Raw genomic sequence first — 13376 nt, forward strand, 5'->3', positions numbered from 1 at the left:
AATTCCCCAGGTACGTCATCCTGAACGGAGTGAAGGATCTCAAACTGATTAGAGCTGAGCCAGATTCAGGAGATCCTTCACTCCGTTCAGGATGACGTGGCTGGGAAGTTACAGTATTCATAATAGGAAAAACTGGTGATAAATACTATTAAATCAGAGTTCTTCTTTAGCGCTATTAAGACTGATTATAAAAATGGCACAAGTTAAAGCTGATTTTTATAGTAACTATTTTACACTTATAGCAGATAGCGCCAGACTAAGCGGGTTGAGGTCATGTTTGGCCTGCATTTATTTGTCTCTTGTTACACTAAAGGTTAGTTGATGAAGTTTTCTTCACTGAGTATTAAAAATGAGCTTTCGAGAAGCATTCTGACGGTTTTTTCTGATCCAGAACAATCAGTGAGCCTGATTGATGAATCAACGATTCTGGATAAAGCTCAATGTTTAGCCAAAGTTGATGAATATCTGGAATGGATTAACTCATTTAATATTCATTCGGTAATGGTTCTGGGAGCGCCGTCGATCGATTATCTTTGCCTCTGCTATGCACTGATTATCAGTAATCGATGCTTTATTCCCTTGCATCCTTCAACCTCTGCAGAATTAATCCACAATTATCTGCAGCGCTATCCCATCGATTTATTGCTGGTGCAGACTGAATTGGGCGGGGAGTTCTCTCAAACGTTCAATGAAAGTAAAGGATTTTTATATCATCAGTCCGAGATATCCAGAAATGCCTGCCTAGTGCCTGGGGAGATCCTGTTTACATCCGGAACGACCGGATTTCCCAAGGCGGTTCATTATCAATTCAATACCCTGTCTGATTATGTCAACTGGTGTGTAGATGAATTTAAGTTGAAGCAGGATGACTGTTTTTTGTGTACCAGTGAGTTTTCATTTGCTGCGTCAATCCGCGCTTTGTTTGTGCCATTGCTCTCAGGCGCTTCTCTCTGTTTTATTGATAGACATTCTAGCAATAAATTGCAGGCGATTATCAACGGATTGTTAACAAAGCGCATCACGGTTCTTAACCTGACCCCCAGTTTATTCAAACAACTGGCCAGGCATTTAAGGGAGCAGCATTTGCTTGAGTGTTTAAAGACAGTTCGACTGGTATTATTAAGCGGGGAGCCAATTCACGCTGAAACGATTAATGACTGGTATGAGGATATTAATCCGCAGACTGTTTTTTACAATTTATACGGTACCACGGAATGCTTAATTCCTTTTTACAAAGAAATAAACGCGCCTTTAACGGAAAATGAAGCCCTGCATTTGGGTAACTTAAGAGGTGGATGTGATTTTAAATTGATATCAGATTCGACGAAGGGTTATGAGTTATATTTAACAGGAAATATATCAACCGCCTACCTGGACCCTGATCTTAGTCAGGCCAGTTATTTCGAAATCAGCGATCGCCGTTTCGTTAAAAGTAACGACTTTGTGACAATGCAAGCGGCGCAATTGTATTTTAGCGGGCGTTCGCAGCGATTAGTCAAACGATATGGTCAGTTAATCAGTCTGAATCAAATTGAGTTTGTGCTGAAGAAAGCATTTCCTGAAACTGGTTTTGTTGCAGTCCAGGAAGAAAACCGTGTATTGTTATTCATCGAGAGTGTTGAGAATAATCGATTGCTAAAGCAGGTGAAACATCATTTGCAGGCGCATCTTCCAGACTATATGCACCCGAATGAGTTTATCTTCTCTCAGGAATTCCCTCTGACAACTAGTGGAAAAATCGATTATTTAAGGCTTAAACAGCAATTGGTTTCTGCAGAAGTTAATCATTTATCCGATTACTTCAGGCCTTTTTTTGGTGATCGGGAATTTGATCTTAAGACCAGGATAGGGGATTTAGGACTTGAGTCTGTAGATTATCTGGAAATGGCGGAAACTATCCAGAAAATAACCGGTAAATGGCTGGATATCTCAAAAATTAAGGACACACTCCCGCTTTCGGAGATAGAGTCTTGTTTAAAAAATGTAGACGAAATGCCCTCCGAATCCCGGAGTCGAGTCCGGTTAAATCCAATTCAGAAAGCCGTTTACAGTCGGGAACTATATGGTTTGGATAAAGAGGGCGTGTATCAAATTGCTTTCTGGTGTCTTAAGCAAAATATCGATGTCAAAAAGTTGCAAATTGCAATAGCAGATACGCTTGCAAATCATTTTATGTTATCCAGTCAACTGAAATGGTTGGATGATGATTTCTATTTTGTTCAATCACCCTTACAAGCGAGTTTTCAGTTGAGGGCCCCGGTTTTCTTTGGCGATAAAAAGTTGCTTTTACAATTGAAAACCTATGTTTTAAGAGACCAACTGGTGAGAGTTTATGTCTATAAAAAGAAGAATCGAAATTTTCTGGTCATGGCGTATCACCATATCGCAATTGACGGTTGGTCCGCATTATTGATGCGTGAAGAAATCTTTCGCCGTTACGAAGGAAACTTCAATCGTAAGCAAAAGAGAAGAGATGACATTTTACAATTGAACCAAATCAATGAGATTTCGGTGGACATAAATGGCAATATTGAAGAGCTTAGAGCCTGTTTGGCGCCAGTCAGTTTTGGAGATTATAATCATTTAGGGGCTATTTTTAAGGGTGCATCTGAAAAACGAAATACCTGTTTTATGATTGAGAAAAATACGATCGATGGATTTTCTGACAAACATAAACTTCAGGACTCGCCTTATAGTGTAATTTTCGCCTTGCTTCTACAGCAGGCAATCTCAAAACTGGCAAAAACCGATAAGCTTTTCTTTTATATCAGCTTTTCTAATCGTAATCTTCCTATACCACAGGTCCGGGATTTACTGACTAATCTGGCTATCGGCTTGCCTGTATTTCTGGGCAGCAGCCATTTACCACTCAAAGAGCGTGCCCTTGAGTTAAAAAATACCCTTGCTGTTTATTTCAGAATGGCGAGTTATACCAGCTATAGCCGCATACTTGAGCATGATCTCATTCCTGAATCGATAGTGGACGCTACAAAGCAGCCTTATATGCTGGTTTACACTTATATCAACAAGCTGGTGCAAGACAGCTACACTCAAAACAATTATATCGATTGGGATAACTCGATCAACTGGATGAACTGTGAAAAAATCCGCATCATTTTTATGCGCATCTATGATATGGGAGATCATTTTGTATTCACTTTGGATACGCAAATGAAAACTGGCATGCATGAGTGTTTACTGGATGAATTTAACAATCTTTTGAAATAGTAACGATATGAAACTTTTAAAGTGGTTTAAGAAAAAAACAGATGCCATTCCAGGGCGAATACTGCGGGCGGGAAGCAGAAAACGCAATAATGCATTCTATGAAAATTATTTTTCACTGACAGCAGCTGGCGCCAGACTAAAACTGGTGGAAGCGATGTTTAAGCTTAACCTGTTTGCCTTATTTGAAAGTCAGCATACAGTAGAGGAAAATGAAATCATCAAGCGGCTTGGATTGCATCCTGTCAGAGGGAAAAAATGGCTGCATTTACTATCCAGTGAACATTTCTTAATAAAAAAAGTCCACAAAGAACAGGCTAGTTATCAATTGCCGGATAATTTCAGGACACTTCAGGAAAGCGGTGAAAATGGCTGGTGGGGAATGCAGTTTTTTTTCGATATATGGACCGAATCTGCAAGTGAAAATCTAAAAGATGCCTTGCAATTCGGAAAGGTGAAAACCGATGCTCCCTGGCCGCCGAAAACAGCACAGCATGCCGCCTGGCTTGAGCAGTGGATGGCTGGTACATCGGATATCACAATCCGTTGTATTCTGGAGCAGGTTAACTTTAAAAAAGTGAAGCATTTTCTGGATGTAGGCGGGGGGGATGGCACAATGGCTTGCGCTTTTGTGTCAGCTTATCCGCATCTTAAAGCGACAGTGTATAACTTGCCCGCCTCGGCTGAAATCGCAAGACAGAATATTGAATCACGCGGATTAAGCGAGCGGATAAAGGTTATTGAGGGCAATTTTCTGGAGGATGATGCCTTTCCTGTGGGTTCTGACTTAATTATTTTCGCGCGTGTGCTGTTCGACTGGGATGAAACAGTAGCCCGTAAGCTTTTGAGAATGGCCTATCAGTCCTTACCCCGTGAAGGGCATGTCGCCATATGTGAGGTTTTCAAAGATCACAATAAAGATTTTTGTCTTGCTTGTGAATACCGTTATATTTTTCAGGATGATTTTGGCGTTAATGTGATGAAGTACACCAGGGAGTATATCACCTTGCTGGAACGGATTAATTTTACGGTTCTGCCGCAAAAACAGGAGTCAATCAGCAAATTCCCCTGCTCGGTGTTACTGGCTAAAAAATAATCGCGAAGCCTGGGCTAACCGGGGCGAGGAGAAGGGGAGCGCTCCTTTTCAATTTCCTCTATACAGAATAGGAATTTTTTAAAGATAGCTTCCAATTCCTTAGGGTCTGCTTTCTCGAACTCAGCAATGACCTCGGGTATCTGATCTCTGATATTTTTTATATGATCTTCGATAAAGTCTTCGGCTTCATAAGCTTTTTTCAGGAAACCGAGTTCCGCCAAAAACAATTTTAATTGCTGCATATTACTGCAATCAATTCTGGATTTGAGCACCATCTTATCCAGGCTGGACATACACTGTTCAAGTTCGCGCAGTTGGGACATACAATCTCCTGCCCTTATAGGCCAGTTTGCGGGTTAAATTCATTCGTTGGCTTGGAAGCCTGCTCTTGCTGCTGTAATTGTTCCATCTGCTGTCGATATTCCTGAGTCGTCACCCGGTTTTGATCCAGAGCTGGTGTTTCATACGCTTTTCTTGGCGGCGGAACAGGCGCTGCTTCTTCCTTAAACAGTGATGATGAAGATAAGGAGAGTCTTAGCGGCGGTTCTGGCGGCTCTTGCAATTTTAAAATCTTGTTCCAGCCTTTTTCCAAATCAGCTTTAGGGTTTACATCAATCTGGTGTTCTCGGTAAAAATCTTTTTCGACCAGCAAAACCTGAATCAATTGCTCCTCGCTATCGCCGTAAATAAATTCGCCTTTTGGGGTGATCATTAACCAGGCTCCCTCGATATTGCAGCCGTAGGGATTGCGCATATCGAAGCCATGTTGATAAAGATCATGGATATTCTGATCATGTTGCGGGTGCGGTATCTTATAGTGAGTCGCTCCATTGTTGCAAGCGATTTGCGCATGATGCTTTAAATGTGAGAAATAAATATCAATCCGCCAGGGACTTGTTTCTGAATCTGCGGGCAGCGTTTTCTGTAATTCATTTCTTAAAAATAAATCAAATTCAGCACTGGGCGGACGTGAACCATTTTGTCTGAAGTGTTCAAGTACGCTATCCATTATGGTTTGTAAGGCCTGCAGATTGTAAGGTTCACCCAAGACATTTTCCTGGTCGCGATAGGCGTAATTAATGAGTTGCTGGAATAAAAACTCATGCGGGGTAATGCAACCTGCGCGTGAAATGGTATAGGGCGTAATTAATTGATTAGCATTTACGGATAATATCAGCCTGTCGAAAGGCGACAATTGCTCTGGAGTTTTATTCTCTATTTGCTGCTTTAACTCTTCCAGATATTTTTCGGTTTGCTCTCTCAATTGATTCATATTGGCAAACATTACTGAGGGGAGTGCTGCGCTGGTGTTGCAGGCTTGCTGGTACTCGATTGCCATATTGAGGGGATGGCTTAGTAACAGACCATCCCAGTCACCAGCAACAATTAAGGCAGATTGATCATAGATGGATGCGATGGTTTCTTCATCAAGGATGGCAAGAATTTTTGCAAGCGATTCCGCAGTATTCTGATTAAACTCTTTGACTCGATGGTACTCGGGATGGCTTTCGCCCATTACTGTTAAAAAATCAGCACCTGTACGTGGAGTATTTGCAAATACCATGGCGGGCTTAAGATCTTCCGCTGTTGTCGATTCGCTTAAACTGTAAAATAGTGGAAAGCTGCAATGAAAGAAGCGTTCATAAATCTCATCGGGTATGGCGCTTAACGTTTGGGGCTTATTCAGTATATTTTTATTTTTATCCCAGTCAGGCTGATTGGCAGGGTTATCCCAGGGGCGTGAATAAAATAACTGCTCCTGCACACCATTTTTTAAATGAACCGCAAATTGTCCCTTAAATTCGGCGGCTCCTTTGCCTGCTTTATACCCAAGCCGTAATTGCCCTGATTCGTCATCGTAAGCTAATACCTCTAAATCGCCGCCTGCTCCCGTTTCCCTGATAATATCAAGCATGTTAACAGGAAGTTGGAGCAGATGCTGATAGTCAATAGTTTTGATAGGACAGTTCAGGCGTTTGGTGTCTTTGGGATCAATGCCGCGCAGAACGTCATTTTCCAGACGGGTAAACAGGACATCAGCTGCCAGAGCACCTTTAAAAAATCCCTGGTTACTGGTTTTTGATGTATTAAGGCCGCTTTTTGGGCTGCGCTGCTTATTATAAACGGGCGGAGAACCTGAGCGTAAAACCACCATGCTATTAAAACTTTGAGCGGCGAGCACATTCACCGTGGCAAATTCAGTCTGAATGCCGGCGGCCTGCATTGCCATTGGACCCGTTTTAATTCCCTGGACTTCATTGGCTGCACGTAAAAGAAAAGATTCTTGCTCCAGATTATTTTTACTTGATTTCATCATGCTAATAATTTGTGCGCAGTTTATAGGAATTATAGACACTGAATTCCTGAGGGCAACCACCTGGTTCTTTACTTTTTGCTACTGATTGCGTAAAATTTGGCTCTTTTATACAAGGAATGCACTATGTTGCTTGCTGAATTTGATTATGATTACACCTTTGTATCTCGTACCACCAAACAATTTATTTCATCTCTTTTTGAGACGGTAGACACAAATGACGGCCAAGCGTTGACAAATCTGATGGCTGATGGACTTCCTTTAGAAGTTAGCAACCAATTGCTTGTCGGAGGAGGTGTCATTAAGGCCGTTAATCGATTGGATGAGCAAGTCAAAGCGGTAAAAGCCGCCCTGACATTTGCATTACTAAGTGCTGCACAAAAGGATTATTCCAATATTGTCGATATTATTGCCAAGTCATCAATCAGTGGTAAAGCCGCTTCCCATCTATTTAAGCCGATTAGTGTCGATGATACAGATAAGGCAAAAGCGTGCAATATACTAATACATATTCTGTATAATAAGCGGAATGAACTCGCATCTAAGGAAGAGAAAAAGAGAGAAGAACAGCTTAAGCGGGCGCAGGAAATTTTTCTACTGACCAATACTTTTATTATCGGCATGATTCAAACTGGTTACTTAGTGAGTAATGCAACTGAGGCTGCAGGCGTAATGTCGATTCATATGAAAACCTACCTAACAGGTTTGGCCAGTCTGCTTGAATCTTATCAGGAAAAAGATCTCAAAGAGCCGCCTTTTGACGAAAAAAAGCAGGAAGAGTTTGCAAAACGACAGTCTGGTATTAAATTCTTAAAAGATCTGGCTGCTGAGAGTTCTCCTGCGTTTTTCCTGTCAGCCCAAGCTGTCCAAGCCAGGCTAGACCAGGCTAAGCAATTAGTAGAGGATTGTGGCTATAAACCTCAGTTCTAAATTGGTTGAACTATTCTCCGCCACTTCCGCAGAAACGGAAGTGGCCTGCAGCCTTGTCTAAGCTTTTTGCAGGTTTATTTCTTTTACCCTAAGCTCTGGCACCAGGCGATAAGTAAATCGCAATATCCTCAAATGATAGTAATAAAGCGAGTTGCTGGTTAAGTCGAGAAGTACATAAAAGCCGGCGGCGCCAGAGGGGGTAAATCCAATTGTGGGAAAATGGGGATGAGCGCCGGTGACGCCATACCATGACCAGGTATAGAAAGTGGTACCAGTCAATTCAACATAATAAACCATTACAAACATGCATAAATAAAACAATTTGTTCTGACGAAACCTTAAGACCGTCAAAAATACCAGATAGCCAATGAAACCTGCGACATCGTGAATCATAAATAAGGATAGAAATGCTGCCAGGAAAGCGAACTGGGCGAGGCATTCCTTTATTTTCACATGATTCAAAAGTACCCATGGATGTTTGCTGGTATAGTAAACGGTAGCGTAGATGAGGGCATGTCCCAAGGGGATATAGATGGGAATATTTTTCAGGCGGTAGTCATAAAGCCCCAGGATCAGCGAGCCTAGAATTTCAGCAAACAGACTGGAAATGGTCATCAGTAAAATCAGCCAATACAATTTGCCGCGCGCATAAAATAGGAAGAGGCTGTACGTAATCACCGCGATAAAATTGCAGATATCCTGCCCGTTACTAATGTATTGGGCTGCCCAGGGACTGTCTATTAAAAAAAATAAAGGCGTGCCGAGCAATAATGATTTGATGAGTTTATACATCACTTGATTAGAGTGCACAGTGGTATTTACCGACATATCCTATGGACATTAAAAAAGACTGGTTGACTATAATAGCGTAGCTTCTGTTGGGAAAGCATTATAAAATACTTTTTTTTAAGCCTTGAACTGCTATTGAGTTAAGGAATTATTGTAGGTTGGGCCCTTGGCCCAACAAAAGGGTTGAACCACTCCAGAACTCAATGTTGGGCCAAGGGCCCAACCTACTTAATGGCAATGTCTCTAACTCTCTCCCTAAGGGAGAGAGGATTTTAGGATGGCAGTGAGGGCAGAATGAGTCGTGAAGGAAATGCTGATGAGCAAGGGAAAAAAAATTATTTCGTTGACGAATTGGGTCGAACGGCTTGTACGTAATCCCAGTCTCTATGTTTCGGGAGTTGTCAGCGCATTACTGGGCGGCGCTAGCGGGGGGATCATTGGTCTCTTTTCCGGTGGATTTATCGCACAATCATTCACGCTTTGTACCAGCACCAGCGGCTGTTTTTTAAATGTAAATCCAGCAATTATCATTGGAGCGCTTATAGGATTAATTGCCGGCACTTTATTGGGTGGGGCAGTGGCTATCGCTATTACTTCATTTAAAATTTATAAAAAAACCAAGAACTACCCGGTATTATCGCAAGACAACATCGCACAGGTGATATCAGCTTCTCTCTGGATTAATGCGGAAATTATTATTGGTATGGATTTGGGAGCTATTATTGGCAGCCTGAAATCCGGGGGCATTGGAACAATAACAGGAGCCGTATGCGGTCTTCTGATTATCTGGCTAACCTCAGCACTTAAACCGTCCAGAAAAGAAGCGATTAAAATTGATTTGTAAAATCCTCTCTCCCTCAGGGGAGAGAGTTAGAGACACTGCCATTAAGTTAAGCTTAGTTGTATATTACTTGTCCTCCCCGCGAAGGCGGGAATCCATCTCTGAGCTCGTTATAATGCCAATTGAGGAATGGATTCCCACCTTCGGGGGAATGACAAAATTTACTTAAACTTAATGGCAGTGAGAGTTAGAGAGGGGGCTTTCTCTTTTATTGACCCTATGGGCTGGAGGATAAAACAACTTCCTGACTAAGGCTTGAAATAGGAGGCTGCTTCCTCATCAAGTTCTTCTTCAATATCAGCTTTTGCCTCTGCCCGGAGCGCCTTTAAAACACTCTTGTCAAGCTGATCTTTAGCCGTTTGTCGAAGATCATTTTTCTTATCCGCGCGACTGATGGGCTGATAAGGCTCATTGTGCGATTTTCTAGCATTGACGGAATTGCTCAGTTTTAAAAATTCTTTCATTCCTGTACTCGGGGTGATGATAAAAAGAGACATTACACTATATCAATGAAATGCACTTGTAAATGCTTAATAAAAAGCAGGCGTATCTTATATACAAGCAATTTATTTTCAATAGCTTATGAGTTATCTTATCGCCTGTTTCTGATGGAGTCAGAAATCAGGCGTATTAACTCATTGGATTTGAATATGAAAACCCTCTTCGCTAGATTGATAATCACTCTTTTCTTTACTTTGATAAGCATTACCAGTAATGCCCTGCCAATCCCGAAGTTTTCTGTGGATGTGATACAACGGGCGCCGTTGGAAATCACAAACAATGGTGTCGCTGTTGCTGTATACAGGGTAACCAATAACACAGCAATTCCCAGAATTTTAACGACCAAGCCAATTAAAGGCATTGTACAGCTTGCTGGTGGGAGCGGAGTGTGTTCTTCTCCGTTTCTTCTGCAAAGAGGGGAATTTTGCCTTCTGTACCTGCAAATTAATGGCAGCCTTATTGATCCTGTGGTCAAAGGCGGGCCTATTGTCTGTAAAACGAAAGCGCCTGGTGATAATTCACCTGATGAATTTTTATGCTCGCAACCCAGTATACTGGATAGCCTCGATGTAACCCGTATTGAACCAAAAAATACCCCTTGCACTGTCGATGCTCAATGCCAGACCAATTTTTGCGATCCCCTGACTCACACCTGCAGTTCCTGCAGATCCAATAACGACTGCGCCCCTGGCAGTATTTGTAACAGCTCGGGAACTTGCACGGCTCCCCCGGGGATTCCCTGCAGTGTCAATACCGACTGTCAGAGTAATTTCTGTAGTCCTGTGACTCATCTTTGCAGTAATTGTACGACCAGTGCCGAATGTGTGGCTGGAAGCTGCAGTAGTGCTGGTATCTGCGTTTCAGGCAATGGCGCAGCCTGTTCGGGTAATCAAAACTGCATTGCCGGAAGTCTGTGTCTTTCTGGTCAATGTGCTTCCCCCAATGGCGCAGTGTGTCTAACCAATGCAACTTGTCAAAGCGGCTCCTGTATTCTTGGACGTTGCCAGGGATTAACTAATGGCAGCTCCTGCATGTTCAATTCAAATTGCCAAAGCAATTTCTGCTCGGCTGGAGTCTGTGCTACACCCAATAATGGCGCTCCTTGTACATCATCTTCGCAATGTCAAACGGGTTATTGTTCTTTGGCAACGCAGACTTGTGCCCAACCCAATACTGGTGCTCCCTGTAGTGCGAACTCATCCTGCCAGAGCAATCAATGTGTTAACGGCGCCTGCGCGGCACCTGTGCTGATTTGTCTATCGGCTGCTGACTGCGCCAATGGCGAAAACTGTATGGCTGGAGTTTGTACCCAAATGTGTACACCACAAAGCTGCAACCAGATTCCCGCAAACTGTGGATTTAACAGTGATGGCTGTGGAGGAACAATAGATTGTGGTTCCTGCCCGTTTCCGCAGACTTGCGGTGGTGGTGGCTACTCTCTATGTGGTAACAATGTTTGCACGCCGCAGACTTGTCAACAACTGGGGGCGAGCTGTGGACCAATAGCTGATGGTTGTGGTGGTGTTAACAACTGTGGCAGTTGTGCACCAGGGCAATCCTGTATTGGAAATACTTGTCAGTAAGAAGGAAATTAGAGCCTGACCTCTCCTAAAGAGAGGTCAGGATGAATAATGAATAAATGGACATTTTGTAGTCATAATGGTATTGTTGTGTTCTTTATTGCTGTATGAAATGACCATGTTCAGAACTTTCCGATTTAATCCATATACTCCAAAAAAGCAGACTTCTCAGTCTTCTCAGTCTTCTCAGTCTAGCCAGGTTATCCAGGATAATAATTCTTTAAAAAATTATATTCCGCAAGCGGAGCTTGACCAGTACAGTCTGAATCCGTTATTTCTGCAGTTAATTGAAATTCCTATAGAACGATTTCAATACCAGAAAGCGGCAGAGATTATTGGAGATTTCATCAAGGCTAATGGCCGGGAAAATGATAAATCTTCTTTGGAAGATGCAGTTAAAAAAAGAATAATCGAATGCTTCCACAGAGTGATGCGTTTGCCAAAAGATGTGTTCGTTACCCAGCATCAAAAAGAAGAGGAAATTAAAATTCATGTCAATCCATTACTGGATATTTTCTTAAGTCAATTTTCAAATGCATTGCGTTTAAACAGCAAGGCGAAAGAACGCCAGTGTAATTTCAACGAAGCTTTTCGTCTTTTCTGCCGCATGATTGCGATAAAGGCCATGTTGGAAGCTCAGAACCTGCCGCTGCCTTTAACCGCATCCCAGGAAGCCTCTTCAAAAGATGTCAGACGCTCGTTCAATGCACTTGAAAAGCGTGCGGCTGAAAAGTTGGGAAGCACAAACCCATCTGAAATACCCCGGCTGATATACAACGAGTCTCGTGGTAAGTGTACTAATGGCAAAATGGCTTCAGGCCATTTTATGGATTCCAGGCGATTACAGGCCCGTTATACCGATAAAAAATTATCACCTGCTGATGCCTGGAAGGACAATCAGACCAAACTGTATATTTTTGAAAGTTTTTTCAAACGTCATCTTCGAGAACATGAGAAAACCTGTCGCGAAGGCAGCCAACGCAGATTAGGCGGTAAAACACTGGTCATAGATATCGTCGGACGAAGAGGCTGTGGGCAATTTAGCCCGCAATTGACTATTGATATACTTCAATATCTCCAATGTGTTTATTCCCCGCTGGTAATTCGGAATGTAATAGACAACAGTGCCGGTTGGGGGGATCGTTTCACCGCTTTTATGGCCTGTCCCCAGATTGAGTGGATACTGGCTAATGATATTGCCGACCTGCAGCCGATCTATGAACGCATGCGTCAATTTTTCAAACCGCAGAAAAAGATTGCTTATCTGCGTAAGCCTCTGGAGGATATACAGCCTGAAGATTTACCCTGGCAAAAAGGAGAGGGTCCTATGCGTTTTGACGCGCTTATCAGCAGCCCCCCTACCACTCAGGAAATTTATGGAAGTACCGAAGGGCAGGCTTGTGAGGTTTATAAGACTCCACAGGACTACATGGACAAGTTCCTGGTTAGTCTTGTTCACTGTGCACAAGTGGTGTTAAAAGCCTCTGGGGTAGTGGCTTACGAAATTAAAGGTAATGGTTCCAAGACCAACAATAAAGAGTTCAAATATGACTATCCGAGAGTCTTATCTAAATGTTTCGAGCAACATCCCTCAGTGTTTTCTAATACCAGAATGACATTGATAGAATACACTGGCTTCTCTAAAGCCCGATATGGAACGGAGGGCACCTATCTGGTGAGTGCTCAATATACACCAGTTATGCCGGCGCAGTTATTAGACCTATTACCTATCCCTGAACCAGCTTCCAATTCAGACAACACAGATAGTAATGCCTCCGTTCAGCCAATGATCATAGGCGAGAAACGCAAACGTGATGATACACCGGAATCTCAGGAAACAATTGCCAAACAGCCGCGATGCTCTGAAAAAGCTGAGCTTGACCATCCTGTTCGCTTTGATGAGCAAATAATTAAACCTGATGAACAATTCAGACGCAGGATTCTTATTAAATTCGGATTATTCAAGCCGGAACTGACCTGTGATCAATCAGTATCTCCAGCGCCCCTTGCACCTGCCTCATAAAAGTTTCGGTTAAACAGGCGCTGCTGTTATAATGCATTGCCGAGTCCTGAAATTGGCAGTAAAGTAAAAAATTGGCT

The 13376-nt window shown here is 42.6% G+C and carries 10 protein-coding genes; 6 read left to right on the top strand and 4 right to left on the bottom strand.

Annotation, left to right across the window (positions count from 1 at the left end):
* Positions 1-321: 321 nt before the first annotated feature.
* Both LXA66_RS04180 and LXA66_RS04185 read left to right on the top strand, forming a co-directional pair.
* Positions 322-3228 (top strand): AMP-binding protein, encoded by a 2907-nt coding sequence (locus LXA66_RS04180; protein ID WP_233012072.1) that lies wholly within the window; start codon positions 322-324, stop codon positions 3226-3228.
* Between the two features lie 7 nt (positions 3229-3235).
* Positions 3236-4321, top strand: coding sequence for a methyltransferase (locus tag LXA66_RS04185; protein WP_233012073.1), 1086 nt, complete (start codon positions 3236-3238; stop codon positions 4319-4321).
* Between the two features lie 14 nt (positions 4322-4335).
* Here the strand turns inward: LXA66_RS04185 and LXA66_RS04190 are convergent, their stop codons facing one another.
* Together LXA66_RS04190 and LXA66_RS04195 are read right to left on the bottom strand one after the other, a co-directional pair.
* Complete coding sequence (locus tag LXA66_RS04190) at positions 4336-4644, bottom strand: hypothetical protein (RefSeq protein ID WP_233012074.1); 309 nt, start codon at positions 4642-4644, stop codon at positions 4336-4338.
* A 14-nt stretch (positions 4645-4658) separates the two neighbouring features.
* Positions 4659-6638 (bottom strand): hypothetical protein, encoded by a 1980-nt coding sequence (locus LXA66_RS04195; RefSeq protein WP_233012075.1) that lies wholly within the window; start codon positions 6636-6638, stop codon positions 4659-4661.
* A 123-nt stretch (positions 6639-6761) separates the two neighbouring features.
* On the opposite strand from LXA66_RS04195, the gene LXA66_RS04200 reads away from it, so the two are divergent.
* Positions 6762-7565, top strand: a complete 804-nt coding sequence (locus tag LXA66_RS04200) for a hypothetical protein (protein WP_233012076.1) — start codon at positions 6762-6764, stop codon at positions 7563-7565.
* A gap of 57 nt (positions 7566-7622) precedes the next feature.
* Here LXA66_RS04200 and LXA66_RS04205 read toward each other — a convergent pair whose 3' ends face one another.
* On the bottom strand, positions 7623-8393 hold the full coding sequence (locus tag LXA66_RS04205) for a hypothetical protein (protein WP_233012077.1): 771 nt from the start codon (positions 8391-8393) through the stop codon (positions 7623-7625).
* A 277-nt stretch (positions 8394-8670) separates the two neighbouring features.
* On the opposite strand from LXA66_RS04205, the gene LXA66_RS04210 reads away from it, so the two are divergent.
* Positions 8671-9198, top strand: coding sequence for a hypothetical protein (locus tag LXA66_RS04210; protein ID WP_233012078.1), 528 nt, complete (start codon positions 8671-8673; stop codon positions 9196-9198).
* 245 nt (positions 9199-9443) lie between these two features.
* Here LXA66_RS04210 and LXA66_RS04215 read toward each other — a convergent pair whose 3' ends face one another.
* On the bottom strand, positions 9444-9692 hold the full coding sequence (locus LXA66_RS04215) for a hypothetical protein (protein ID WP_233012079.1): 249 nt from the start codon (positions 9690-9692) through the stop codon (positions 9444-9446).
* A gap of 153 nt (positions 9693-9845) precedes the next feature.
* Between LXA66_RS04215 and LXA66_RS04220 the strand changes: the two genes are divergently transcribed.
* Together LXA66_RS04220 and LXA66_RS04225 are read left to right on the top strand one after the other, a co-directional pair.
* Positions 9846-11279, top strand: coding sequence for a hypothetical protein (locus tag LXA66_RS04220; RefSeq protein WP_233012080.1), 1434 nt, complete (start codon positions 9846-9848; stop codon positions 11277-11279).
* A gap of 115 nt (positions 11280-11394) precedes the next feature.
* A complete protein-coding gene (locus LXA66_RS04225) occupies positions 11395-13299 on the top strand; it encodes a hypothetical protein (RefSeq protein ID WP_233012081.1) in 1905 nt (634 codons plus the stop codon).
* The last annotated feature ends 77 nt before the right edge of the window (positions 13300-13376 follow it).

Source organism: Legionella sp. 16cNR16C, from assembly GCF_021297775.1.
Taxonomy (GTDB): Bacteria; Pseudomonadota; Gammaproteobacteria; order Legionellales; family Legionellaceae; genus Legionella_C; species Legionella_C quinlivanii_A.

Excerpts from the sequence above, each read along its gene's own strand:
- LXA66_RS04195 (WP_233012075.1), bottom strand. The coding sequence starts at position 6,638 with ATGATGAAATCAAGTAAAAATAATCTGGAGCAAGAATCTTTTCTTTTA.
- LXA66_RS04205 (WP_233012077.1), bottom strand. The coding sequence starts at position 8,393 with ATGTCGGTAAATACCACTGTGCACTCTAATCAAGTGATGTATAAACTC.
- LXA66_RS04200 (WP_233012076.1), top strand. The coding sequence starts at position 6,762 with ATGTTGCTTGCTGAATTTGATTATGATTACACCTTTGTATCTCGTACC.
- LXA66_RS04225 (WP_233012081.1), top strand. The coding sequence starts at position 11,395 with ATGTTCAGAACTTTCCGATTTAATCCATATACTCCAAAAAAGCAGACT.
- LXA66_RS04185 (WP_233012073.1), top strand. The coding sequence starts at position 3,236 with ATGAAACTTTTAAAGTGGTTTAAGAAAAAAACAGATGCCATTCCAGGG.
- LXA66_RS04180 (WP_233012072.1), top strand. The coding sequence starts at position 322 with ATGAAGTTTTCTTCACTGAGTATTAAAAATGAGCTTTCGAGAAGCATT.
- LXA66_RS04220 (WP_233012080.1), top strand. The coding sequence starts at position 9,846 with ATGAAAACCCTCTTCGCTAGATTGATAATCACTCTTTTCTTTACTTTG.
- LXA66_RS04190 (WP_233012074.1), bottom strand. The coding sequence starts at position 4,644 with ATGTCCCAACTGCGCGAACTTGAACAGTGTATGTCCAGCCTGGATAAG.
- LXA66_RS04210 (WP_233012078.1), top strand. The coding sequence starts at position 8,671 with ATGAGCAAGGGAAAAAAAATTATTTCGTTGACGAATTGGGTCGAACGG.
- LXA66_RS04215 (WP_233012079.1), bottom strand. The coding sequence starts at position 9,692 with ATGTCTCTTTTTATCATCACCCCGAGTACAGGAATGAAAGAATTTTTA.